A 23,646-nucleotide genomic window follows, 5' to 3' on the forward strand; every position below is an offset into this window, starting at 1 on the left:
AACTTGACGAAAGGCAAAGACGGGCACGTAAAAAGGTGAGAGTTTTTGTCTATGGAACGCCTCATCGAACTGCTGGGAGATTCGGGCACATTGGCTGTCGCCGGTTTGCTTGTTGGCATCCTGTTCGGAGTTACCGCTCAGAAATCTCATTTCTGTTTGCGGGCATCCACTGTTGAAGTCGCCGAGGGCGAACTTGGGCCCCGTCTGGCCGTCTGGCTGATCGCATTCACGTCGGCGTTGATGCTGGTACAGGGGTTCGTCTCGATTGAATGGCTGGATTTGTCCGGAGCGCGTTCAATTGCGTCAACAGGCAGCCTGAGTGGGGCGGTGATCGGCGGTCTGATGTTTGGCGCCGGAATGATTTTGGCGCGCGGATGCGCGTCGCGCCTGTTGGTGTTGGCCTCATGCGGCAATCTGCGGGCAATGGTGACGGGGCTGGTTCTGACATTGGTCGCGCAAGCGGCTTACACGGGTGTGCTCAGCCCCGCGCGCGAGGCGCTGTCCGGTATTTGGACGATCGCAGGTGGCAATGCGCGCGACCTTTCGGCACTACTTGGGTTTTCGCCCATCGCGTACACAGTCTTTGCCGCAGGGACCTTTGTTCTGGCCGTCGTGTTTGCAGTGCGCCAGCAGGTGACAGTGACAAAGATTGTCACGGCCGCCGGAGTTGGTGTCGCCGTGGCGCTTGGCTGGTTGATGACATTTGCGATTGCACAAGCCTCCTTCGAAGTCGTGCCGGTGTCTTCGGTCACGTTCACCGGCCCGGCAACGGATACATTGATGGCGCTGGTGGCCGAGCGGAACATTGCGCTGTCCTTTGGCATTGGTCTGGTTCCGGGCGTTGCAATTGGCGCCGTTGTTTCTGCCGTTCTTTCCGGCGAGTGGAAGATCGAACAGTTCGGCCCGGATACTCCGATGGAGCGTTACCTTGTCGGGGCCGTCTTGATGGGATTTGGTGCGATGTTGGCAGGTGGCTGCGCCGTTGGTGCCGGATTGTCCGGGGGGTCGGCCTTGTCGCTGACTGCGTGGCTTGCAGTCTTCTCGATGTGGGTCGGGGCCGTTGCCACCCATCGGATGATGATGCGAATGCCCGTTCTTCGGCGGTCCTGACTTATTCGAATTCCATCTGTTCGTAGACACGACCGGCGTTTTTTGTGGCCAGTTCTTCGAACGTGTCCAAATGGGCATAAGGGCTTTGGTCGACGTAATAGGCCTCGGCCAGATCCCCGCCTGCATCCATATGTTCCTGGATCATTGCGCGCAGGTAGACAAGATAGTCGCGTGTATACCGGCGCACCTGATCCATGTTCGTAGGATGACCGTGCCCGGGGATCACATATGTGGCTTCCAGTGCCTCGAACTCATTGTCCCAGGTCTCAAGCCAATCTGCGGTGTAGGTGTCCTGAAAGATCGGCAGCATACGTTCGTGAAATGCCATGTCACCGGCGATGACAAGGCTTTGATTGGGCAACCAGATCGAAATGTCGCCGGGGCTGTGCGCAGGTCCAAGATGTTTGGCCTCCATGCGAAAATCGCCGAGTTCGACAACGTATTCATCGTCAAACGTTTCTGTCGGACCGGCCAAAAACGTTCCTTTTGCCTTGTCCTTGTTATATGCCTGCATCCCTTCAAGGATTTGTGGCCCATATTCTTCGAATTCAGCCGCAGCATCTGAATGAGCGACGATGGGCACCCCAAGTTCCGACCAGTAGGCATTCCCCAGCATAGCGTGCCCCTGACCGTTTTCGTTGAAGACAAGCTTCACGGGCTGATCCGTGAGCGCTTGAATCTCCTTATGAAGCGCTTCGGCAAGCACATAGGCCGCGCCACCGTTGATGACGACAACACCCTCTCCGGTCACGATGAAGCTGAGGTTATTGTTGTGGCCCGAATTCTCATAAGTCGGGGGTGCGGTTGCACCGATGGCGGAAAAGACGCCGGGAATAAATTCGACAGGTTTCGAGTAAAGAACGCTCTGCGGGTACTGGTCTGCAATATCCTCACTGGCCCAGGTTTGCGTGGCCAGGGTACAGGCAATCAACAAAGCGCGCATCATGCAGGCTCTCCAATAAATCGATAGGTCGAACCGGCCTTTTCGACACGGCCAAATCCGCCATTTGGCAGATGGAATCCAATAATATTCATTTGGGCATGAGAAATCTGATCCAGCAGCGATTTCCGTGCACTTGCCGCGGCGTCGGGGTCCTGATCCGTACCGCTGCGCCAATCCGGACGCTCGAACGCGACGTGCGGATTGCCGAGCGCATCGCCCACGACCATCACCGCGTCACTGCCTTTGCGAATCTCGAAGGCCATATGTCCGGGCGTGTGCCCGAAACTAGCGCGTGCTGCGATACCGGGAAGGATTTCCTGCCCATCATCAAAAAACGCAACCATGCCTTCGATGGCTTCCATGCGCCGCTTTGCGCCCACCGCGAAGGCCGTGCGGTCGGCCCCTATCTTTTCCACGGTTGCGGGGTTCCACCAATAGTCCCATTCCGTGCGGCCAAGATGAAATCTGGCATTGGGAAAGAGGGGATCTCCGAAGTCGTCCAGCACACCCCAGATGTGATCTGGATGTGCATGGGTGAAGATCACCTGCGTGACCTCATCCGGAGACAACCCGACGGCGTCCAAAGTTTCCGGAAGTTTGCCAGCGGTTTGCATGAAGTCGGGCCCGGCTCCAACATCGAACAGTATGGTATTCTGGTCATCGCGGTAGAGCACAATGTTGCACTCGGGCTCGTATCTGGTCAGATCTACCTGATAGCGGTTCAGAAGTTCTGTCAGCTCTGCCTCGGGCATTGCGCCAAAGACCATTTCGGGCGGCAACGACAGATACCCATCTGTCAAAGTCGAAATCCTTGCCGATTGGCCAAGTGTCATTTCCGCAATCGCAAAGCTGGGTCGCAGGCAGAGCGCCAGACATGCGCCCTGAGACAGGAAGGTGCGCCGGGAGAAATGTGGGTCTCTGCTCATACATAATCATTAAGATGAATGTTTTTATTTGTAAATGATGAATGGCCCGGACGGTACATTATCTCTGGGCTTTCCACCACTATAATTGTGACGTCACCCAGCCAGTGCATGCGGCAGGTGTTCAACCAGAGCCCGTTGCACGACCGCAAATCTTGGCGTGTGTGCGATTTCCTCTAGCGTCGCGACCCAAAGTGGAACCTCGATTCCGGGATCAATGTCGTTCAACCTGTGAAGCCGGGGATCAGCGTCGCCAATAAAAGCAGGTAAGAAAGCTCGCCCCACACCGGATGCAACCATCTGCTGAAGCACCAGAAAACTGTCTGCTCCGTTTGTCATGTCATCGGCGCGAACATGTTCAGCCAACCATTTGGCCGGAAGTGAACGGCTGAGAGCCCCATCAAGCCGCATCCATTTTTGGTCACGGGTACCGTCACTGTAAACCCCAAAGAACAACGTTCCTGCGCGCTCTCCGGTCAACCCTTCACCAAGTTGAACTGAAGGGCGGACAACTATATCCGCAGTTAACCTGGTCAGATCATGGTGACTGTTACCGCTGAGGATCGTCAGTTCGAGGCTCGGATAGAGGGCGGAAATTGAGTTTAGTATCTGTGGCAGGACAAACTGGCAAAGGCTGTCCGTGGACGCGATACGCACAAGACCCGCAGGCGAACGATTTGCGCCCACAACGGCGCGTTCTACCGAAAGCACGGCGTCTTCAACGCTTTCCATGGCGGACAGAATTGTTCTGGCTTCGGGAAGTACTGAATACCCTGACGGGTCTTTCCGAAAAACAACACAGCCATATCGGTGTTCGAAGGCGGCAACTCTGCGCAGGACGGTTGCATGTGCAACGCCCAGGGCTGTCGCCGCCGCATTCAACGAGCCGTGTTTGCTGACGGCGAGGGCATACCGAATATCGTCCCAATTGTCGTTGTTCATAAATGAACAGGAGAGGCCGAATAACAAACAATTACAAGAAAAATCGTTCAAGCTATCATATGGCACATTAAACAGGGAGCCACACCATGATTAAGAAGTCTTCGATCTTTGCGGCAGGTCTTTTGTCCTTGGCCGTAGTTGGAACTGCAATTGCTCAGGATAGCGAAAACCCGGCTGTAAAAGCGCGGACTTCGATTATGCAGCTTTACGCTTTCAACCTTGGAACGCTGGGCGCCATGGCCAAGGGAGAGGCAGAATATGATGCCGAAGCGGCTACACGGGCCGCAAATAATATTGTTGTCGTGTCGCAGATCGACCAGTCTGCGATGTGGCCAGCCGGATCGGATAATGTGTCAGACCCGTCTACCCGTGCCTTGCCTGCAATTTGGGAAAACTTCGCAGATGTTGGGGCCAAAGGGCAGGCACTGGCCGACGCCGCTGTTGCGATGCAGGCTGCGGCAGGTCAGGACGTTGAAGCCCTGAAAGGGGCGATGGGTCAGCTTGGCGGAACCTGCTCTGCCTGTCACAAAGCTTACAGAGCACCGGAAAATTAAAGGAGAATTGATCAGTGCGGCGCATTCTACTTTTCGCCGTTCTGGTCATGCTTATGGTCGGGTTGGCCGGTTTGCTGTTGACCCGACCGCAAAGGGTTGATCCAGCCCGGTTGGCGGGTCTGACCCCCGACGTGACCAGAGGGGCGTCTGTCTTCTATTCAGCAGGATGCGCCTCATGCCACTCGGCCCCGGATGCCAGCGAGGAAGGAAAGCTTATTCTTTCCGGCGGGCGGCGGTTCGAAACGGATTTTGGTACGTTTGTAGCTCCAAACATCTCCAGTGATCCAGACGCCGGAATTGGATCATGGTCCGCGCTGGATCTGGCCAATGCCCTGAAACACGGAACAGGCCCCAAGGGACAGCATTATTACCCGGCCTTCCCCTATACGTCTTATGCCAAGATGACGGTCGAGGATGTTGCGGCGCTTCATGCGTTTTTGAACACCCTGCCTGCGTCTGACGCGGCAAATATCCCGCATGACATTGGGTTCCCTTTCAATATCCGGCGCGGGCTGGGGTTGTGGAAACTTCTGTTTTCAGACTCGGGCTGGGTGGTTGAAGGTGATCTGACCGACCAGCAAATCCGAGGCCGGTATTTGGTGGAAGCTTTGGGGCACTGCGCAGAATGCCATACACCACGAAACGGACTGGGAGGGTTGAAGCGGGGTCTATGGCTGACCGGAGCGCCAAATCCGAATGGAAAGGGGCGCATCCCCGGTTTGACCACCGCCCAGCTTGACTGGTCCGAGGCTGACATCGCTGAATATCTGAAATCCGGTTTCACACCGGATTATGACAGCGCTGGTGGCGAAATGGTCGAAGTCATCGAGAACACCTCGAAACTAAGCGATGAAGACCGATTGGCCATTGCTGCTTACCTGAAATCCGTTCCCGTTCAGTGAATTGACTAATGGTTGCAGAAACTCAGGATTTTGTCAGCGCAGGTCTTATGACGCTGGTTCAAACCAGCACGTCTACGTTGCTCAGATCTCTGGCAATGCGGATCAGCGGGCATTGTTTTCCTATGGTTAAGCGCCCCGCGTCGGATAATCCCATTACTTCGGCGGGTATACGCGTCGCGGATGCCAATGCGACTTCCAGCGGCACTTCGGCTTGCGTGGTCAGAACACGCAGCGCTGTGGTCAAATCTAGATCAGCCCCTGCCAAAGTACCATCGGCCAGTGTCAAACGCCCGTCTTTGCGGGAAATGCGGCGGCCTTCCAGTTCGAACATGCGCTGGTCCGTGCCAGCCGGCGCCATCGCATCGCTGACCAGAAATATCCGGCCTGGGCCCCGCTTGGCGGCCCAGGCTGTGCGCATGGCTTCAGGGTGAACGTGAATACCGTCGGCGATTAGCCCGGCGTTTAATCGACCCGCGGCCAGAACCGCCCCGACAAGCCCGGGAGATCGATTGCCCAGTTGACTCATGGCGTTGAACAGATGCGTGACGCAGGACGCACCGGCCTCGGCATAAGACAGGCAGGTATCATAATCCGCATCACTGTGGCCCAGCGAAACAACGGCACCTGCTGAGACCAGCGCTTTCACCTGCGCAATTGACACGTTTTCTGGCGCAACCGTCAGCATCAATGCGGGTAGCGCTTGTGCTGCCGCGACAAGCGTTGTCAGGTCCTCGTCATCCATGGGGCGGATCAGGGCTGCATCATGGGCACCTTTCCGAGCCACCGAAAGATGTGGTCCCTCAAGATGCAGGCCAGCGATCCCCGCAATACCCGCAGCTACCGCCGCCTTGGCCGCTTCGATGGCGGCGCGGGTCTTGGCTGCGGTATCCGTGATCAGGGTGGGAAGGATCGAGGTTGCCCCAAGCGTCCGGTGCGCCTTGGCGATGCGTGCCAGTGTATCGACAGACGGGGCGGCGTTGAACATCACTCCGCCACCGCCATTCACTTGCAGGTCAACATAGCCGGGGGCCAGAATATCGCCTTGCAGATCGACAAGCTTGCCAGCGCTTGTCTTCACGTCAACGCCAATATCGGTGATGCGGCCAGCCTCCAGCCGCAGCGCGGCACCGTCATGCAAACTGGTGCCGTCATAAACAAGCCCGCCGTGGTAGATGGTCGCCTGGCCGCTCATACCGTTTCCGTCACTTTCCGCAGGTGACGTGGCGCATCCGGGTTGATCCCGCGCTGTACTGCGACCTGCTCGACCATTGAATAAAAGGACACGATAGCTGCCACCGGGTCCGTCAGCCAATGATCCGTGCGGACATGAGGCAGCACCTCGGCCTTTGTGACCATTGGGCTGGTGGCAAATACCTGTGCCCCTTTGGCCGCGAGCGTGTCGGCAACCTCGGCCAACAGCGGCTCTGCGGGATCATTGGCGGCAAAGGCAATAACCGGAAATCCGCCTTCCACGATCGAGACAGGGCCATGCAGCACCTCGGCCGAGGAATAACTTTCGGCATGGATCTGGCAGGTTTCCTTGAATTTCAGCGCGGCCTCGTTCGAGATCGCTACGCTTGGTCCGCGACCAAGCGTATAAAGCGAGCTTTGGGTGACGGCAGCCGCCGCTTTGCCCCAGTCACACCGTGTGGCGGCATCAAGGTGCTTTGGCAGGCCACGCAGCGCAGCCAGAAGATCTTTGTCGCCTTTCAGTTCCGCCAGTAGCCAAAGCCCGGCAACCAGCGAGGTCACGAATGTCTTTGTCGCCGCTACACTAAGCTCGGGGCCTGCGTGCAGCGGCAAAGCCGCCTCAGCCGCCAGTGCAAGGGGGGAAGATGGGTCATTTGTGATTGCTACGGTGCTGGCCCCGGCCTTTCGGGCATTTTTCGTAAGCTGCACGATATCCGGGCTTTTTCCTGATTGTGAAACAGAAAGGCAAAGCGCCCCGGCCACATGCAGGTCAGCGCCATACACTGACGCGACCGATGGGCCGACGGATGCCATAGGCAAGCCAAGAAGCAATTCGCTTGCGTATTTCAGAAAAGTACAGGCGTGGTCGGAAGAGCCGCGCGCCGCCGAAATCATGAACTTCAGCCCGCCGTTCCGGGCGACGTCCGCGGCTGTGCTCAGGGCATCTCCGCCATTGCTGAGCAATCGCTCGACGGCAACAGGGATCTCTTCGATTTCCTGACGCATCAGGGTCGTTTTCGGGGTCATCGGGGCAGCCTTTCCATCAGAATCGCAGATCATGGAGTAAGTCGCAGCTCAGCCACAAAGTCATAGGCATCGCCGCGATAGTTGGATTTTGTGAACTCGGCGACGCGCCCGCCTTCCAGATGGGAAATCCGCTGGATGCTTAACCCCGCCGCGCCTTCGGCGACACCAAGCAGAGCTGCATCTTCAGCCTCAAGATTAACGGCGGAAATCTTCTGGATGGCGCGAACAGGTCGGCAGCCGTTTTCTTCCAGAAGATCATAGAGTGAGTCGCGCACGGCAAGCGGGTTTGGCAGAATGTCCAATGGCAACGAGGCACGTTCGACTGCCATGGGGCGCCCGCCAGCCTCTCGCAGGCGGCAAATGCGGGCCACCTGTCCGTCAGCGGGCAGCCCGAGCACCGCCGTTTCCTCGGGTGATGGTAGAAAAACGCCCCGTTCCAACCACTTGGAGGTTGATTCCATACCGCGCAGGCGCATGTCCTCACTGAAAGACGTCAGATGCGAAAGCGATTGTTCCAATTTCGGCGCGGCGTTCCGTACGAAAGACCCGGAACCCTGCCGCTGTACGATTGCGCCCTGTTTCACCAGTTCCTGAATGGCCTTGCGCACGGTGACCCTGGACAGGCCGGTGATCTCGGCGATCTCGCGCTCGGGCGGTAATGAGGAATTCGGGGGAAGGACTCCAGCGTCGATGCCTTCTTCCAGCCGCTGGCGCAGCCGGACATAGCGCGGCCCGCCGCCGTTCTCGAGCCAGTCGTCAGAAGCCAGAAAAGATGCCGCGTTCATGCCGAATGCTCCACTTGGAAAGCCCGGGCCAACGCGATGGCCCCGTCGATAGGCGCACCATTGGGCTCTGTTACTGCGCCACGCGCACGATCCGGCAGATACGCCTCATAGTGAGGGCCAATACCCCCGGTCAGGCATAATGGCATGGCCGGGGTCCAGCCCATTGCTTCCAGTGCTTGCAAAAGATGCGCAGCACCTTCGTGCATAAGCGAAACCGCCCGTTCGTCCCCTGACCTCGCTGCCGCTGTCACCTGTCGCGCGATCTGGCCGAATTCATGTGGTCGTGCCGCGGCCGCGAAAGCGACAATACCGCTTGTACTGCCAAATGCGTTCAGCAAGCCCTCAGTCAGGTTGGATTTTGGCACCAGCCCGTCCCATGCATCCAGCGTAACGGAAAGCGCTCTGCGCCCAATCCACTGAGCAGAGGCCTCATCCCCCAGAACAGAGCCCCAGCCACCGGCAAAGCGTCGGCCGGCTTGCGATTGCAGGGCCAGAAACGAACCCGTTCCGCAATGGGCGATTGCACCGTCGGTTGCTTGATGCGCACCCGCCAGCGCAGGGTGGCGATCATCCTCGACCAGTATACTGTCCAACGGCAAATCCGCCGCCACCCGCTGGGCGATCTGATCACCTGTAACTCCCGCAAGTCCAAAATACGCCGGTATCGGCTTCAGGGTCTCGGGCTGAACACTGAGCTTGGTCGCAAGCATCTTCAGGCCGTCTTTCAGCCGTACAATCGCGCCGTCATAATCGCTGGCGACGTTGGCGGGGCCAACCTCGACCACCAGTCGCTGCTGGCCATCGTCATAGGCGATCCGACAGTTCGTTCCGCCGCCGTCTGCTGCGATGATAGGGTTGTTTTTCGACCTAAGCATGATGATACCTATATAATGCCTATGTTGAACTGTAAATGCCAAAATAAATCCAATAAGGGCGGAAAGATCGAAAATACGTTGAATTATAAGGCCAATAGCGGCTGAAAAAAAATTAGTGGACAAATGGTATTGTATAGGTATGCTTTCTGGCAACGAGGAGAAACACGTGCTGCCACACATCACCGAACAACTCCACCCGGACGCATACGATTTGGGTAACCGACCGCTGGAAGAGGCGGCGCTGGCCCTGTCCAGGGGTCAGCAGGAAGCGGCCGGTGCCCCGCAGGGTGCCCTGCGTGCGATTTGCGACGGTGCCGACGCCATGGCCCGCAGTCTGGCATCAGGTGGTTCATTGTATTACGCGGCGGCGGGGTCTTCGGGGCTGATGGCTGCGGCTGATGCAATGGAACTGGGCGGTACTTTCGGCATCGACGAAAACCAAGTCCATATCCTGATGGCCGGAGGGTTGCCGCAATCCGCGCATATGCCCGGTGGAACCGAGGATGACACCGACGGGCTGGTCGAAGGGCTGGCCGGGCTTATGCGCAGCGACACGGTCATTGCTGTCTCTGCCAGTGGCACCACCCCCTATACACTTGAGGCCGCGCGACTTGCGCGTGCTGCGGGTGCCAGCACGATCGGGATAGCCAACAACCCGGGCAGCCCGCTGTTGGCGCAATGCGATCACGCGATTCTGCTTGCCACCCCGCCTGAACTGATTTCAGGCTCAACCCGAATGGGCGCCGGTACAGCCCAGAAAATCGCGCTGAACATGCTGTCCAGCCTTATGGCAATCAAGTTGGGTCATGTTCACGAGGGCATGATGGTCAACCTGCGAGCAGACAACGCAAAGCTGCGGGCGCGTGCGACCGGCATCGTCGCCCGGATCGCCGGAGTTGATGCAGGCACCGCCCAAAACGCCTTGGCTGAAGCGCAAGGAGACACCAAATCCGCCATTCTCATCGCCGCTCGCGGCGTTTCACTGGCGGCAGCCAATGTGCGCCTGAAAGAAACGGGCGGAGTTCTGAGCGCGGCACTGACACCTGATAAATAACTGCAAACCAAATGGGAGAGTACAATGAAACGTAATAGCCTGAAACTGGCCTTGCTTGGTGGGACGCTGTTAGCCTCTGCCGCCTATGCCGAGGACGTCACGCTGACTATCGAAAGCTGGCGTAACGATGACCTGACACTGTGGCAGGACCAGATCATCCCGGCCTTTGAAGCAAAGCATCCTGGCATCAAAGTCCAGTTCACGCCGTCTGCCCCGGCAGAATACAACGCGGTTTTGAACTCGAAACTTGATGCGGGGTCTGCCGGTGACCTGATTACCTGCCGCCCCTTCGATGCTTCGCTGGCGCTTTATGAGGCCGGTCACCTGACCGATCTGTCCTCGGTCGAGGCGATGAACAACTTCTCGGACGTTGCAAAGTCTGCCTGGCAGACGGATGACGGTTCGGCCAGCTTCTGCGTGCCGATGGCATCGGTTATTCACGGCTTCATCTACAACAAGGACGCTTTTGCCGAGTTGGGCCTCGAAGTGCCGACCACAGAAGACGAGTTCTTTGCCGCTTTGGACAAGATCAAGGAAGACGGCACTTACATCCCAATGGCGATGGGTACCAACGACCAATGGGAAGCTGCCACGATGGGTTACAATAACATCGGGCCGAACTACTGGAAGGGTGAAGAAGGTCGTCAGGCGTTGATCGCAGGTGAACAGAAGCTGACCGATGAAGCCTGGACAGCCCCTTATGCAACGCTGGCCCGCTGGGGTGCGTATCTGGGTGACGGGTACGAAGCACAGACCTATCCCGACAGCCAGAACATCTTCACTTTGGGCCGCGCAGCCATCTATCCTGCGGGATCATGGGAGATTTCCGGCTTCAACGCACAAGCCGATTTCGAAATGGGCGCTTTCAAGCCGCCGGTTCAGAACGCAGGTGACACCTGCTATATCTCGGACCACACGGATATTGGCATCGGCATGAACGCGGCCACAAAGAATCCTGAGGCCGCTGAAACATTCCTGACCTGGGTCGCAAGCCCCGAGTTTGCTGAAATCTTCGGCAACGCTCTTCCCGGCTTCTTCCCGCTGTCGAGCACTCCGGTCGAGTTGCAGGACCCGCTGGCCAAGGAAATTGTCGGCTGGCGTGAAGAATGTGAATCGACCATCCGCTCGACTTATCAAATTCTGTCGCGCGGCACACCAAACCTCGAGAACGAGACCTGGGGCGCATCCGTTGCCGCGATCAAAGGTGCCAAGTCGCCTGAAGAGCTGGGTGCAGAACTACAGGCGGGCCTCGCCTCGTGGTACGCACCACATCAGTAAGCTGAACCATACCCGGGCAGCATGAGTTGCCCGGGTACGCCAAGCATTCCATCGAAAGCGCTCCCCATGACCCGCCCCCGCATCCGCTGGCATATTGTCGTGTTTCTGGCACCAGCCGTACTTGTCTACACAGCGGTGATGATCTTTCCCCTGTTCAATACGCTCCGTCTGGCCCTTTACTCTGAGGTCGACCAGAGCCGCGTTTTTGTTGGACTGCAGAACTTTCAAACGCTGTTTTTCGATCCGATCTGGTCGGAACAGTTCTGGAATGCGCTGGGCAACAATTTCTGGTTCTTTCTGATTCACATGCTGGTGCAGAACCCCATCGGCATCGCGCTGGCAGCGCTGCTCAGCCATCCGCGCCTGCGATTTGCGGTGCTCTATCGGTCGGCGATCTTCATTCCGACAATCCTGAGCTTTGTGATCGTCGGATTTGCATGGAAACTGATCCTGTCGCCCATCTGGGGCATCGCTCCTTCGATGCTGGATGCGGTTGGGTTGAAATCCCTCTTTGCCCCGTGGTTGGGAAAGGAGGAATACGCTTTGACCACTCTGGCGCTGATTTCGGTCTGGCAGTTTGTCGGTATCCCAATGATGCTGATTTACGCGGCCTTGCTATCGATCCCTGAGGAAATCCTGGAAGCCGGGGAAGTGGATGGCATCACCGGTACAAGTGCCTTTTGGAAAATCAAGCTGCCGCTGATCCTGCCCTCGATCGGGATCATCTCAATTCTGACATTTGTCGGCAATTTCAACGCCTTCGATCTGATCTATGCTGCACAGGGCGCTCTGGCGGGGCCTGACTTCTCGACCGATATTCTTGGCACCTTCATGTATCGCACATTCTTTGGCTTCCAGCTGCAATTGGGTGATCCGCATATGGGTTCGGCCATCGCTGGTGCGATGTTTGCAATCATCCTGCTGGGTGTCTGTGTCTACCTTTTCGGCATCCAGACCCGGATGCGCCGGTACCAGCTGTAAGGAGCAGATGACATGAACAAGGCCCGCTCCAACCCGCTAAACACCTTCGCGATGCATGGTGCACTGATCTTCTATACGCTGATCGCACTGTTTCCGGTTTTCGTGATCCTGATCAACAGCTTCAAGACCCGCAAGGCGATCTTTCGCGAACCGCTGGCGCTGCCCGATGCCGACAGTTTTTCGATGATCGGGTATCAGACAGTGATGAAACAGGGGGATTTCTTCCTTTATTTCCAAAACTCTCTGATTGTGACCGTTGCATCCCTGACTTTGGTCCTGCTGTTTGGCGCAATGGCGGCTTATGCGCTGAGTGAGTACCGGTTCAAGGGCAACATGCTTATGGGTCTGTACCTGGCGCTTGGAATCATGATCCCGATCCGCATCGGCACTGTGGCCATCCTGGAAATGATGGTGGCGACCGGGCTGGTGAACACCCTGTGGGCGCTGATCCTTGTCTATACGGCGCAGGGCCTGCCCTTGGCGGTGTTCATCCTCAGTGAGTTCATGAAACAGGTGAGTGACGACCTCAAGAATGCGGGCCGCATTGACGGCCTTAGTGAATACACAATCTTCTTTCGGCTTGTGTTGCCGCTGGTGCGTCCGGCAATGGCAACGGTTGCCGTATTCAACATGATCCCGATCTGGAACGATCTGTGGTTTCCGCTGATCTTGGCCCCCGCGGAAGAGACCAAGACACTGACGCTGGGAAGCCAGGTCTTCATCGGTCAGTTTGTGACAGACTGGAACGCGGTCCTGTCAGCCCTTTCAATGGCGATCCTGCCGGTGCTGATCCTCTATGTGATCTTCTCGCGACAGCTCATTCGCGGCATCACGTCAGGAGCGGTGAAATGACCCGCGTCCTGATCGCAGGCCTTGGGAACATGGGGCTGAGCCATGCGTTGGCACATCTCCATCACCCGGACGCGCAGATTGTCGGGTTGGTGAACCGATCCGGCCGCGTAGATCACCCTGATCTGACGCGCTATCCGGTGTATTCAAGTTTTGAGGCCGCTCTGACCGAAACCAAACCCGATCTGGTTGTGATTGCGACCTACTCGGACAGTCACGCGGATTACGCCTGCGCCGCGATGGAGGCGGGTGCGCATGTGTTTGTCGAAAAACCGCTCGCCACCAACGTTGCCGATGCGCAGCGTGTGGTCGAAACAGCAACGCGGCTAAACCGTAAGCTGGTGGTGGGCTATATCCTGCGCCACCACCCATCCTGGATGCGTCTGATCGCCGAGGCTCGCACTCTGGGTGGCCCCTATGTGTTCCGTCTGAACCTGAATCAACAATCCTCGGGCTCTGAGTGGGAGACGCACAAGGCCCTGATGCAGACCACATCGCCCATCGTGGATTGCGGTGTGCACTATGTCGATGTGATGTGCCAGATCACCGACGCAAACCCCCTTCGCGTTCATGGCATGGGTCTGCGCCTGTCGGATGAAATCGCGCCTGACATGTACAATTACGGCCAGTTTCAGGTCGTGTTCGACGACGGATCGGTCGGGTGGTACGAGGCTGGCTGGGGTCCGATGATGTCCGAAACCGCGTTTTTTGTGAAGGACATTGTCTCGCCCAACGGGTCTGTTTCGATCACCGACGGAAACAAGGGCGCGTCCGCAGACATCGATGGTCACACCAAGGTTGGTGGTCTTCTGGTTCACACGCCGCAGGGCGACAGGATTATCGACATGCCTGATGAACCCGGCCATCAGGAACTGTGCGATGCTGAACAAGCCTATATGCTGCACGCCATCGCCGAGGATATCGACCTGACCCGCCATATGTCCGACGCCGTACAATCCCTTTCCATCTGCCTGGCCGCTGATCAAAGCATCCGCACTGGCCAACCCGTTTCTCTTGAGGAGACCCGCCAATGACCGCCCTTTCACTGAAAAACATTCACAAATCCTTTGGCAATGTAGAGGTCCTGAAGGACATCAATCTTGAGGTTGAGGACGGCGAGTTTGTGGTTTTTGTCGGCCCCTCCGGATGCGGCAAGTCCACTCTTCTGCGCGTTATTGCAGGGCTTGAAGATGCCACATCGGGTGAGATCAGAATTGCTGGCGAGCAGGTCAATCTGACCCCGCCCTCGAAACGTGGCATCGCCATGGTGTTCCAGAGCTACGCGCTTTATCCGCACCTGAATGTACGCGGCAACCTGACCCTTGCCCTGAAACAGGAACGCCAGCCGAAAGCCGTGATCGACGAGCGCGTCGCCGAGGCGAGCCGGATGCTGGGGTTGGAGCCCTACCTTGACCGCTACCCATCCGAACTGTCGGGGGGGCAGCGCCAGCGTGTTGCCATCGGTCGCGCCATCGTGCGCCAACCCAAGCTGTTCCTGTTCGACGAACCGCTCTCCAATCTTGATGCTGCTTTGCGCATGAACACCCGGATCGAGATCGCAAATCTGCACAGGCAACTCTCGGCCTCGATGATTTATGTCACGCACGATCAGACAGAAGCGATGACACTGGCCGACAAGATTGTGGTGCTGCGCGACGGACGGGTGGAACAGGTCGGCAGCCCGATGGAGCTGTACAACAACCCGGCAAACCGCTTTGTCGCGGGCTTTCTTGGTTCACCGTCCATGAATTTTCTGCCTGCGGACAACCTGACCCCGGGCGATGCGCGCGAACTGGGGCTGCGCCCGGAGGACATCCGCCTGGAAAGCGGCGGACCGATCGCCGGCACCGTTTCGCATGTTGAGCAGTTGGGCGGTGATACCAATGTCATTCTGCAAACCAGCAATGTGCCAATCACGGTCCGATTGTTTGGCCAGCACGCAATTGCCCCAGGTGACGATGTACAATTCGGATTTGATCCCAACCGTGCATATTACTTCGGGAATGACGGGCAGAGATTACAGTAACGATAATTTTCAGCCCGTCTTGCATCAGTTTGTTCCGGTGTGAGCGTGACCCAAAGAGGGCAAGCGCCGGAAAACGTGACTGGTTAACCAAGATTGTGGCGTGTGAACATAAATTGCCCGGACGGTAGGTTCGACCGGAAGTCAGCGGCACGACCGGGCAGCGCCCTGTAGAACTGACGCAAGCCGGGCTCGATGTCTTCAGCCAGATTTTCGCACTGTAGGCACAAGGTCTTGACCAAGCTGTTTGGATGTCGATTTGTGATCGCCAAAATCAGCTCCGCATGTGCAGCCCTGAGATCCTGGAATGCCGCTGTTTGCAACAGGGCCTGATCGCCCACCAAAACAAAGACGGGTTCCGGGTTGGCTTTGCCTTTCAGATCAACATGCCCGGCCTCTAACATGGCCAGCTCCCCATTCGTGATTTCATGGACACCGTTGGAAACGACGATGTCATAGTCGACTGTTCGACAGCATTGTTCGATCCGTGCTGAGACATTCACGACGTCACCGATAACCGTGTAGTTGAACCGTTTCTGCGAGCCGATATTGCCGACGCAGGCCTGCCCGGTGGCAAGCCCCGTTGCCAGCGCGATAGGGGGGCGGTTTCGCATGATGTCGGATTCATTGAACTCTGCCAAAGCTCGCCGCATTTTCAGCGCGGCTAATGAAGCCCGGCACGGGTGGTCAGCGACAGGCAGAGGCGCATTCCAGAACGCCATAACGGCGTCGCCGATAAACTTGTCGATGGTTCCCCGTTCAGCCAGTATCTGATCGCCGATACTGGAAAAAAGCGCATTCAGCAGTGAGACCAGCTCGGTGGCAGATGCGGATTCAGACAGAGGTGTGAAACCCCGGATGTCGGAAAACATCACCGTGATATCCTGCGTCTCTCCTCCCAAATGCAGCTGATGCCCGGTGGCTTCCATCTCATCAAGGATTTCCGGGGCGACGTAATGAGAGAAGACTTTCCGGATTTTGCGCTTTTCCCGTTCGGTAGACAGGAAAAGATATCCTGCCAGCAGCCCGAAATTTGCTATGCCACCGACAAGCGGAAATGTGGCGTCGAACAGTACCGACTGGTTTTGAAAAACCAGCCAACTGATTGTCAGAACGGCAGCGGCGGCGACACCGCCTGCAATGAAAGATGCAACCGCACCGAAACTGGACATGACGGCAATCACGACAAGCCCGAGAAAGGCGAAGGCAAGCATTTCCTGCGCTGCGGTCACGTCCGAGCGACTTAGCATTTCGTTGGTCAACACCTGTTCCAGAACCTGGGCATGAATCGAAACACCGGGAACGCTTTCCCCAAGCGCCGTCTGGTGCATATCGAATAAACCGGCAGCCGACGTTCCGATCAGGATGATCCGCCCCTCAACTTCCGCCCGAACGTCCGCATCATCCGAACCTTTGAGGATATCGTTGGCCGAGATATACAGCTCGGGCGCATCGCGCCGGTATCTCAGCCAAATCTCGCCGTTTTCTGTCGTTGGTATCCGGTATCCCCCGACCTCAACCGCCAACATGATGCCTGTTTCGTCCTGCGCACCTTCGGCCATGATATTGGTCTCGCCCAAGGCAACTCTCAGGGCTTCAATCGACAGACCCGGTAACAGCCCATCTGGCCCGCGCCAAAGAACCGGCACGCGGCGCATGATACCGGTTCCGCCGATGGGCGAGACGTTGACCCCACCAATACCTGCCGCAGTCCGGTCCAACGGAGGCGCAATTGGCGTCCAATGAGGAACTGAAATTAGACCCGCGGCGGGATTTTCCCCGAACTCAATGATACCTGCTTTTGCAGAGATAGGATTTCCTTCAGCAGACAAACGTGCGGCAGTCCCAAGAACGACCGGCCAATAAGCGATTTCCATCCCAAGCAAGACATCATTGTCGAGCTTCCGAGCGTGCCGTTCCACTGTGAGAACCCCTGCCAAAGACGGATCGTTCAAAAGCCGTGAGGGGGAAAACCGGTCAGGCTCAGCGAACAACATATCAAATGCGATGGCCGCAGCGCCATATTCACCCAGATTTTGAACGATCTGCGCCACCAGTGTTCGAGGCCAGGGCCATTGCCCCCAATTGGCCAGAGAGGCCTCGTCAATATCTACAACCCGTATGGGGAGGTCAGGATTGAACTCACGCGGGGATGACCTTTGCAGAACGTCGAAATAGATCAGACGGGTCATTCGCACCGGATAGGGATCCATGACCCGGATGAAACAACCCACAAGGATCAGACACAATCCGACAAGGCGGAACGCCCATTTCCCCGTCCTGGTTTTGCGCTTTTCGTCGCTCACGTCGTTCTCCGGACAAGTGAGTCCATTTCCGCTTTTTCGACAACGCTACCGGAACAGCTCACTATTTGATTCTTGCTGCTCAGGACCTTCCTGACCTGGTTCCTCTCGATCAGGTTCTTCGGGTTCCGGATCAGGCTCTTCCGGTTCTGGTTCTGGTTCTGGTTCTTCCGGCTCCGGTTCTGGTTCTACTTCTGGCTCTGGGTTTGACGGGGGGGTTGGCGGCGCTGCGACGCTGACTGGGCGCGGCTGGGGCGCAGTTCTGCGAATGTCGGCCCTGTCGATTTTGGCCTGTTGCACGGGCGCACCTTCGCCAGAACACCCCTCAACACGTACCTGCAAAGGAGGCAGCAGGCCTTCCTGCGACTGAACAAAAGGGAAACCAGATTTCAGCGCCTGGTCATACTGCGCCTGATCAGCAGGTCGCCCGACTGCTCCGCCTCCACTGGTGGCATACATGCTGCATACGCGGCCTGTGGACCTGCAAGACCCCTGTGCACTGCACATTTGAACCGTCCCGTGCAGGACAAGCATTGCGCTTTGGGTTTGTGATACGACCCACATGTCGAAGGTTGTGCCACGAACTGCCATTGTCGCAGTCGGGGTCTTGATCGAATAGGCTCTTTTTCTGCTCTTGCCGGAAATGAATCGAAAGCTGCCACCAAGTGCTTGCACGGCAAAGCTTTTGGCTTTTCGATTGCTCTGAAGCATGGTCACGTCCAACACCATATGCGCATTGGGGCCAACGGCAATTTTGGTTTCATCCACAAAAACGATCTGAACCAAACCGCTGTGATCTGTAGAAATCGTATCGCCCGACACCACATCCATTCCTGATATGACAGGCTGAGTGTTTCCGGCGCGAATGATCTGAGCGCCTTGTTTGGCGCTGATGACAGTTCCGATGTTGGCAAGGGCCTGCACCGGCATGAGCGCGACAACAAATACAACCAACACAATCTTTAACCAAGCCAAACCATAGCCCCTTCCCCCAACGGGTCTAAGTAAGCGCGAAGCGCGCCAAGCTCGATTTTTGCCCCCAGAAATGTGTTATTCTTATTCAATTACTCTAAAATGCTAGCAATATTTATGCATTATGGTGTGTATTTGTAGCAAGAGATTTTTTGATCGTGAATTTCTGCGTTAAGTCCGACGTGAGCCTCCCCACTTAACAGGCCGAAGTGTAGCCTCCATCAAATGAGAGCAATGGGCACCCGGCTCATCGCTTGCCCCGCGATGAGCCATGACGTTATGGATGTGTTTATCCTAAAACTCAGAGGAATTGTTCGGGCAACAATGCGTCCGGCATGTTCTGGTAACACACGGGTCTCAGGAACCGCCGGATTGACAATGTGCCAACCGAGGTAGCACCGAAATTGGTCGAAGCGGGGTAGGGGCCGCCATGCACCATGCTGTCGCAGACCTCGACGCCCGTGGGAAAGCCATTGGCCAGCACACGCCCGGCCTTGCGCTCGAGGATCGGCATCAGGGAACGCGCGGTGTCCATGTCCGCATCATCCATATGCAGGGTACAGGTCAGCTGACCTTGCAGACTGTGTGCGACGGCCCGCATTTCGTCAGGCGTTTCGGCGGTCACTATTACGCCCAGCGGGCCAAAAACCTCTTCACCAAGGGTTTGGTTTTCCAGCCAGTTCGCAGCATTGGTACGATACAGGTACGGGGACGCGGTGCGTTGGTCACACATCGAGGTCAGAACCTCCTGCACACCTGTTGTATTGGCGATCCTTGCCTGACCAGTTCGGTAAGCGTCGGCGATGCCGTCGGTCAGCATGGTCTGCGCGGGTGTTTCTGACAAGGCGGTTCGCGTGGTTTCGGCGAAGCGGTCCGCTGCTGCACCCGCCAGCAAAACGGCGACCCCGGGGTTGGTACAGAACTGACCTGCGCCCATGGTCAGCGACCCTGCCCAGTTCTGAGCAATGTTGTCGCCCCGGTTCGTCAGAGCAGCATCGAGAATGAACATCGGGTTGACCGAGCCAAGTTCACCGAAAAACGGGATTGGTTCAGGACGTGCGGCACATAGATCGAACAGTGCCCGACCACCAGCCAATGAGCCAGTGAACCCGACAGCCCTGATCAGCGGGTGCTGTACCAAAGCGGAACCCACGGTCCGGTCACCCCCCTGAATAAGACTGAAGACACCGGGATTAATTTTGCAGCGTTCGATGGCAGCATGTATAGCCTCGGCTATGATCTCACCGGTACCCGGGTGGGCGCTGTGCCCTTTTACGACAACGGGACACCCAGCAGCCAAGGCGGCCGCGGTGTCGCCGCCTGCGGTTGAAAAGGCCAAAGGGAAATTCGAAGCACCGAATACGGCGACAGGGCCAATTGGGCGCTGGATCATTTTCAGATCCGGGCGCGGCAGCGGCGAGCGGTCTGGCAACGGGCCGTCGTGACGCCGATCCAGATACTCACCACTCAGAATATGTGTGGCAAACAAGCGAAGTTGGCCCGATGTGCGACCCCGCTCTCCTTGCAGACGGGCCTCGGGCAGGCCGGTTTCCTGCGAACCGATTTCAGTAATCGCCTCGGCGCGGGCTTCGATCTCATCTGCGATGGCATTCAGAAATGCCGCGCGGTCTTCCCGGGTCGAAAAACCATAGCTCCAGAACGCTTCTTCGGCAGCTTCCGCAGCCGCGTCAACATCCTGAAGGCGCCCCACCGAAAAACTGTGTGACGGTCCAAAAGCGGGCTGTGACTGAAAAAACGTGTCACCTGAAAGCCAGTTTCCAGCGATGAGGTGCTTACCATGGGGGGAGCAGGTCATTAAGGTTCCATATTTACGATTCTGAATCTATGGATAATGTATCCAATTAAGAGAGACAATCAAGCACCCTGTTAGGTCTCCTCCATGGCGCGTTTTGCTACGATCATCTCCAGCAGCTGTTCCTTTGTTCGCCGGATGTGCCGCATCAGCATGTTACAGGCTTCGTCAACGTTCCCTGCTTGCGCCAGTTTCAACAGCTCTCGATGCTCTTTTTTCGCGGGTTCCCGCTGCTTCATCACGCTCAAATGCATTCGGACATAGCGGTCTGATTGCAGATTGACGCGGTCCAGCAATTCATTCGTCAGTTTCCTCTGCGACGCCGCGTAAAGGGCGGAGTGGTATTGGTAGTTCAGGATCCCCCACTTGCTGACGTCATTCTCGTCATAAGACGCTTCCATCTGCGTCAATATCTCGTTGCATCGTGCAAAGTCGGCAGATGTCATCTGCGGAATGGCTCTGCGGAAAAGATCGACTTCAATAAGCATTCGAAGGTCGAATATTTCTCCAATCTCGTTCAATGAGTGTTTGGTAACTGATCCGCCCCGATTATTGGCCCATTGAATCAGGCCTTCAGCGTTCAGACGCTTTAGGGCTTCGCGGATGGGCATCCGAGATACGTCGTATTCTTCGGCCAGAGCTTCCTGACGAATAGCTTCACCTTCGGCAAGTTCACCGTTCAGAATACGTTCACGAAGATCGTTCGCGATGACATCTGGTAGGCTTTGCTTGGTTATCGCGCGCTTTCCTGCCATATCTTTCCTGCCACTTGTTTGGGTACAGCTACCGGTTACCGGCGTTATTCCAAGCTGAGCCGCGACTCGGCCACCCAGAAAGCTGATTAAGGACACTCCGCTTGATAATGCATCCAATATCCATGGTGATTCAACCCTGCTGAGACAGCGAGGTAAGACCAAGAGCGAATGGAACCTTCTGTAACTGCCTTTCCCTGAGAGCGGGCGCGGCCAATGCACTGTTTAGTCAGACACCCCAGGTGTCCGACAAGCGATACCCGCCAGGCCAGGGGTCATCCGGGTCAAGCATGTGTTGGTGAATGCCGGTGATCCAGCCGCGCCCACTGATTTCGGGGACAATCGCGGCACGGCCCGCCACTTCGGTGGTATCGACAATCCGACCGGTGAACCGTGATCCGATGATCGAGACTGCCTCGAATGTCTGACCCGGCGACATCAACCCTTTTGCAGCCATCAGCGCCATGCGTGCGGAAACCGCTGTACCCGTAGGCGACCGATCAACCTTGCCGGGCTGGATCGCCACGGCAGATTTTCCGGTCAATCCGGTTTCGGTCTGGCTCAGCGGGCCGCAGAAAGCACAGAATGAGATATGGTCCCAATCCGGGTTTTCAGGATGCGAAAACCCAAGCTGTTCATTGGCTGCATTGGTAATCTTCACCCCCAATCGGGCAATGTCACGGGCCTCATGTTCGACAATTTCTAATCCCAATGCCTTTGCATCGACCACGACAAAACTGTCACCCCCATAAGCAGTATCAACCATGATCGTATCCAATCCGGGCATCTCAAGCGGGACGGACAGTTTGTCGGCAAAGCTGGGCAGGTTCTGCACGAAAATGCGTTGCGCTTTGCCACCGCTGCATTCTGCGCGGACATGAACCAGCCCGCCTGGGGTCTCAAGCACCATATGAGTTTCGGGTTCCTGCATCGGAATGATCCCGCCATCCAGCAATACGGTTGAAACACATATCGAGTTCGAGCCGGACATGGGCGGTGTGTCTTCGGGTTCCATAATGATGAAAGCCGCGTCCGCCTTGGGGTGTTTCGGGGGCACCAGAAGATTGACATGACGGAAAACACCGCCCCGAGGTTCGTTCAGAACGAAGTTGCGCAGCGTCCGGTCGCCGGCGACAAAGCTGCGCTGTTCCCACAAGGTGTCGCCCGGTGGCGGGGCGACGCCCCCAACGATAACATCCCCTACTTCGCCTTCTGCATGGGCTGAAATGACATGAACGGTTTTGCTGCTCCGCATCGGATCTCTCAATATTGTGCGACAGGCTCGCCCAGAGCGTCGAAAATCGGTGTAACACCCAGACCCGGACGGGCGGGTGCGGTCATCCGGCCGTTGACACGCTTTGGCGCACCCTCGGCAATGTCCACGGTGCCGTAAGAGTTGAAATCCGTGGCAGAGAATGTGAATTCGGACGGCGTTGAACGGGCCAGATGTGCAATGGCTGCGGTGGTGATGTCACCACCCCAGGTGTCTTCGATCGTCATGGGGATGCCGTGCGCCACGCAGAGGTCACGCATAAGGCGGGCTTTGGTCAACCCTCCGACTTTCGAGATCTTCAGGTTGATCACATCCATTGCGTCTTCGGCAATGCCGCGGACCAGCGTGTTGGGGGTGTCGATCACCTCGTCCATCACAAAAGGCAACGCGGTGCGGCGGCGGATCGACACGCATTCCTCATAGGTCAGGCAAGGCTGTTCCACATAGACATCCAGACCCGAAATCGCGCCCACCACGCGTGCGGCCTCGTGCCGGGTCCAGCCGGTATTGGCGTCCGCAACCAGCAGGTCCGACTTTTTCAGAACGGCGCGGGTGGCGTGGATACGGTCAATGTCGTCATTGGCCTCGCCACCTACCTTGAGCTGAAACTTGGTGTAGCCTTCGGCGGCATAGCCTTCGATCTTTTTGGCCATGATCTCAGGTGCTTCCTGACTGATCGCGCGATAAAGCACCACATCGTCCTGCGCAGCGCCCCCCAGCAAGGTGTAAAGCGGCTGTTCCGTGGCCTTGCCCAGCAGATCCCAGCAGGCAATATCCACCGGAGCCTTGGCATAGGGATGACCCCGCAATGCCGCATCCATCGTGCGGTTGATCTGACCGATATTCAGTGGGTCCTGCCCGATCAAATGCGGGGCCAGCTCTGCCAGCCCGGCCCGGACGCCGAGCGCGAAAGACGGCAGATAGGCCGAGCCAAGCGGGCAGCATTCTGCATAGCCCTTCAACCCCTCATCCGTAATGATTTCCAGAACGGTGCTGTCAAACACTTCGACAAAATTGCCGTTGGACCAGCTATAGCGGCCTTCTTTCAGCGGCAGATCGACCTGATATACGTTCAGCCCGGTGATTTTCATAAGGTG

At 57.0% G+C, this 23,646-nt stretch carries 22 protein-coding genes; 9 read left to right on the forward strand and 13 right to left on the reverse strand.

Annotated elements, in window-relative coordinates; genetic code table 11:
• Nucleotides 1-51 precede the first annotated feature (51 nt).
• A complete protein-coding gene (locus ACR0D9_RS14730) occupies nucleotides 52-1,110 on the forward strand; it encodes a YeeE/YedE family protein (protein WP_480488037.1) in 1,059 nt (352 codons plus the stop codon).
• 1 nt (nucleotide 1,111) lies between these two features.
• Here ACR0D9_RS14730 and ACR0D9_RS14735 read toward each other — a convergent pair whose 3' ends face one another.
• The 3 genes from ACR0D9_RS14735 to ACR0D9_RS14745 form a co-directional block, all read right to left on the reverse strand.
• Entirely contained in the window at nucleotides 1,112-2,056 is a 945-nt protein-coding gene (locus ACR0D9_RS14735; protein ID WP_480483423.1) for an MBL fold metallo-hydrolase, read from the reverse strand.
• Entirely contained in the window at nucleotides 2,053-2,979 is a 927-nt protein-coding gene (locus tag ACR0D9_RS14740) for an MBL fold metallo-hydrolase (RefSeq protein WP_480488039.1), read from the reverse strand. Before ACR0D9_RS14740 ends, ACR0D9_RS14735 begins: the two co-directional genes overlap by 4 nt.
• Before the next feature lie 93 nt (nucleotides 2,980-3,072).
• Nucleotides 3,073-3,918, reverse strand: a complete 846-nt coding sequence (locus ACR0D9_RS14745) for a LysR family transcriptional regulator (RefSeq protein WP_480483419.1) — start codon at nucleotides 3,916-3,918, stop codon at nucleotides 3,073-3,075.
• An 86-nt stretch (nucleotides 3,919-4,004) separates the two neighbouring features.
• Between ACR0D9_RS14745 and ACR0D9_RS14750 the strand changes: the two genes are divergently transcribed.
• Together ACR0D9_RS14750 and ACR0D9_RS14755 are read left to right on the forward strand one after the other, a co-directional pair.
• Complete coding sequence (locus ACR0D9_RS14750; protein WP_480483417.1) at nucleotides 4,005-4,472, forward strand: c-type cytochrome; 468 nt, start codon at nucleotides 4,005-4,007, stop codon at nucleotides 4,470-4,472.
• A 14-nt stretch (nucleotides 4,473-4,486) separates the two neighbouring features.
• Entirely contained in the window at nucleotides 4,487-5,374 is an 888-nt protein-coding gene (locus tag ACR0D9_RS14755) for a c-type cytochrome (protein ID WP_480483415.1), read from the forward strand.
• 58 nt (nucleotides 5,375-5,432) lie between these two features.
• Here the strand turns inward: ACR0D9_RS14755 and nagA are convergent, their stop codons facing one another.
• The 4 genes from nagA to ACR0D9_RS14775 are packed head-to-tail and all read right to left on the reverse strand — an operon-like array spanning nucleotide 5,433 to nucleotide 9,251.
• Entirely contained in the window at nucleotides 5,433-6,566 is a 1,134-nt protein-coding gene (nagA, locus tag ACR0D9_RS14760) for an N-acetylglucosamine-6-phosphate deacetylase (protein WP_480483413.1), read from the reverse strand.
• Entirely contained in the window at nucleotides 6,563-7,591 is a 1,029-nt protein-coding gene (locus ACR0D9_RS14765; protein ID WP_480483411.1) for an SIS domain-containing protein, read from the reverse strand. The genes nagA and ACR0D9_RS14765 overlap by 4 nt, the downstream gene beginning before the upstream one ends.
• 29 nt (nucleotides 7,592-7,620) lie before the next feature.
• Nucleotides 7,621-8,376: a GntR family transcriptional regulator gene (locus ACR0D9_RS14770; protein ID WP_209507520.1), complete on the reverse strand. Its 756-nt coding sequence runs from the start codon at nucleotides 8,374-8,376 to the stop codon at nucleotides 7,621-7,623.
• Nucleotides 8,373-9,251, reverse strand: coding sequence for a glucosamine kinase nucleotide-binding domain-containing protein (locus ACR0D9_RS14775; protein ID WP_480539219.1), 879 nt, complete (start codon nucleotides 9,249-9,251; stop codon nucleotides 8,373-8,375). The genes ACR0D9_RS14770 and ACR0D9_RS14775 overlap by 4 nt, the downstream gene beginning before the upstream one ends.
• A 166-nt stretch (nucleotides 9,252-9,417) precedes the next feature.
• Between ACR0D9_RS14775 and ACR0D9_RS14780 the strand changes: the two genes are divergently transcribed.
• The 6 genes from ACR0D9_RS14780 to ACR0D9_RS14805 all read left to right on the forward strand — a co-directional run bounded on the left by ACR0D9_RS14780 (nucleotide 9,418) and on the right by ACR0D9_RS14805 (nucleotide 15,439).
• The gene (locus ACR0D9_RS14780; RefSeq protein ID WP_480483407.1) at nucleotides 9,418-10,305 is read left to right on the forward strand and encodes an N-acetylmuramic acid 6-phosphate etherase; all 888 of its coding nucleotides are present in this window, start codon (nucleotides 9,418-9,420) and stop codon (nucleotides 10,303-10,305) included.
• A gap of 24 nt (nucleotides 10,306-10,329) precedes the next feature.
• On the forward strand, nucleotides 10,330-11,583 hold the full coding sequence (locus ACR0D9_RS14785; protein WP_267366202.1) for an ABC transporter substrate-binding protein: 1,254 nt from the start codon (nucleotides 10,330-10,332) through the stop codon (nucleotides 11,581-11,583).
• A gap of 66 nt (nucleotides 11,584-11,649) precedes the next feature.
• Nucleotides 11,650-12,564, forward strand: a complete 915-nt coding sequence (locus tag ACR0D9_RS14790) for a carbohydrate ABC transporter permease (RefSeq protein WP_267366203.1) — start codon at nucleotides 11,650-11,652, stop codon at nucleotides 12,562-12,564.
• Nucleotides 12,565-12,576: 12 nt separating this feature from the next.
• Entirely contained in the window at nucleotides 12,577-13,416 is an 840-nt protein-coding gene (locus tag ACR0D9_RS14795; RefSeq protein ID WP_267366204.1) for a carbohydrate ABC transporter permease, read from the forward strand.
• On the forward strand, nucleotides 13,413-14,447 hold the full coding sequence (locus tag ACR0D9_RS14800; RefSeq protein ID WP_480539221.1) for a Gfo/Idh/MocA family protein: 1,035 nt from the start codon (nucleotides 13,413-13,415) through the stop codon (nucleotides 14,445-14,447). The genes ACR0D9_RS14795 and ACR0D9_RS14800 overlap by 4 nt, the downstream gene beginning before the upstream one ends.
• A complete protein-coding gene (locus tag ACR0D9_RS14805) occupies nucleotides 14,444-15,439 on the forward strand; it encodes an ABC transporter ATP-binding protein (RefSeq protein WP_480483400.1) in 996 nt (331 codons plus the stop codon). The genes ACR0D9_RS14800 and ACR0D9_RS14805 overlap by 4 nt, the downstream gene beginning before the upstream one ends.
• A gap of 83 nt (nucleotides 15,440-15,522) precedes the next feature.
• On the opposite strand, the gene ACR0D9_RS14810 is transcribed toward ACR0D9_RS14805, so the two are convergent.
• The 6 genes from ACR0D9_RS14810 to ACR0D9_RS14835 all read right to left on the reverse strand — a co-directional run bounded on the left by ACR0D9_RS14810 (nucleotide 15,523) and on the right by ACR0D9_RS14835 (nucleotide 23,640).
• Entirely contained in the window at nucleotides 15,523-17,742 is a 2,220-nt protein-coding gene (locus tag ACR0D9_RS14810) for a CHASE2 domain-containing protein (protein ID WP_480539223.1), read from the reverse strand.
• Between the two features lie 45 nt (nucleotides 17,743-17,787).
• Entirely contained in the window at nucleotides 17,788-18,714 is a 927-nt protein-coding gene (locus tag ACR0D9_RS14815; RefSeq protein ID WP_480539225.1) for a FecR family protein, read from the reverse strand.
• Between the two features lie 298 nt (nucleotides 18,715-19,012).
• Nucleotides 19,013-20,527: an aldehyde dehydrogenase (NADP(+)) gene (locus tag ACR0D9_RS14820; RefSeq protein WP_480488052.1), complete on the reverse strand. Its 1,515-nt coding sequence runs from the start codon at nucleotides 20,525-20,527 to the stop codon at nucleotides 19,013-19,015.
• Between the two features lie 71 nt (nucleotides 20,528-20,598).
• Nucleotides 20,599-21,279, reverse strand: coding sequence for a GntR family transcriptional regulator (locus ACR0D9_RS14825; protein WP_480483392.1), 681 nt, complete (start codon nucleotides 21,277-21,279; stop codon nucleotides 20,599-20,601).
• Nucleotides 21,280-21,505: 226 nt separating this feature from the next.
• Nucleotides 21,506-22,531, reverse strand: a complete 1,026-nt coding sequence (locus ACR0D9_RS14830; RefSeq protein ID WP_480488056.1) for a trans-3-hydroxy-L-proline dehydratase — start codon at nucleotides 22,529-22,531, stop codon at nucleotides 21,506-21,508.
• Nucleotides 22,532-22,539: 8 nt separating this feature from the next.
• Nucleotides 22,540-23,640, reverse strand: coding sequence for a cis-3-hydroxy-L-proline dehydratase (locus ACR0D9_RS14835; protein ID WP_209597474.1), 1,101 nt, complete (start codon nucleotides 23,638-23,640; stop codon nucleotides 22,540-22,542).
• Nucleotides 23,641-23,646 lie beyond the last annotated feature (6 nt).

Source organism: Ruegeria sp. AK11 (assembly GCF_056541095.1).

Bases quoted from the DNA above. Each gene is read 5' to 3' on its own strand.
- ACR0D9_RS14735 (WP_480483423.1), bottom strand. From the start codon at position 2,056: ATGATGCGCGCTTTGTTGATTGCCTGTACCCTGGCCACGCAAACCTGG.
- ACR0D9_RS14765 (WP_480483411.1), bottom strand. From the start codon at position 7,591: ATGACCCCGAAAACGACCCTGATGCGTCAGGAAATCGAAGAGATCCCT.
- nagA (WP_480483413.1), bottom strand. From the start codon at position 6,566: ATGAGCGGCCAGGCGACCATCTACCACGGCGGGCTTGTTTATGACGGC.
- ACR0D9_RS14835 (WP_209597474.1), bottom strand. From the start codon at position 23,640: ATGAAAATCACCGGGCTGAACGTATATCAGGTCGATCTGCCGCTGAAA.
- ACR0D9_RS14740 (WP_480488039.1), bottom strand. From the start codon at position 2,979: ATGAGCAGAGACCCACATTTCTCCCGGCGCACCTTCCTGTCTCAGGGC.
- ACR0D9_RS14775 (WP_480539219.1), bottom strand. From the start codon at position 9,251: ATGCTTAGGTCGAAAAACAACCCTATCATCGCAGCAGACGGCGGCGGA.
- ACR0D9_RS14745 (WP_480483419.1), bottom strand. From the start codon at position 3,918: ATGAACAACGACAATTGGGACGATATTCGGTATGCCCTCGCCGTCAGC.
- ACR0D9_RS14770 (WP_209507520.1), bottom strand. From the start codon at position 8,376: ATGAACGCGGCATCTTTTCTGGCTTCTGACGACTGGCTCGAGAACGGC.
- ACR0D9_RS14750 (WP_480483417.1), top strand. From the start codon at position 4,005: ATGATTAAGAAGTCTTCGATCTTTGCGGCAGGTCTTTTGTCCTTGGCC.
- ACR0D9_RS14795 (WP_267366204.1), top strand. From the start codon at position 12,577: ATGAACAAGGCCCGCTCCAACCCGCTAAACACCTTCGCGATGCATGGT.
- ACR0D9_RS14800 (WP_480539221.1), top strand. From the start codon at position 13,413: ATGACCCGCGTCCTGATCGCAGGCCTTGGGAACATGGGGCTGAGCCAT.
- ACR0D9_RS14830 (WP_480488056.1), bottom strand. From the start codon at position 22,531: ATGCGGAGCAGCAAAACCGTTCATGTCATTTCAGCCCATGCAGAAGGC.
- ACR0D9_RS14790 (WP_267366203.1), top strand. From the start codon at position 11,650: ATGACCCGCCCCCGCATCCGCTGGCATATTGTCGTGTTTCTGGCACCA.
- ACR0D9_RS14785 (WP_267366202.1), top strand. From the start codon at position 10,330: ATGAAACGTAATAGCCTGAAACTGGCCTTGCTTGGTGGGACGCTGTTA.
- ACR0D9_RS14730 (WP_480488037.1), top strand. From the start codon at position 52: ATGGAACGCCTCATCGAACTGCTGGGAGATTCGGGCACATTGGCTGTC.
- ACR0D9_RS14805 (WP_480483400.1), top strand. From the start codon at position 14,444: ATGACCGCCCTTTCACTGAAAAACATTCACAAATCCTTTGGCAATGTA.
- ACR0D9_RS14825 (WP_480483392.1), bottom strand. From the start codon at position 21,279: ATGGCAGGAAAGCGCGCGATAACCAAGCAAAGCCTACCAGATGTCATC.
- ACR0D9_RS14820 (WP_480488052.1), bottom strand. From the start codon at position 20,527: ATGACCTGCTCCCCCCATGGTAAGCACCTCATCGCTGGAAACTGGCTT.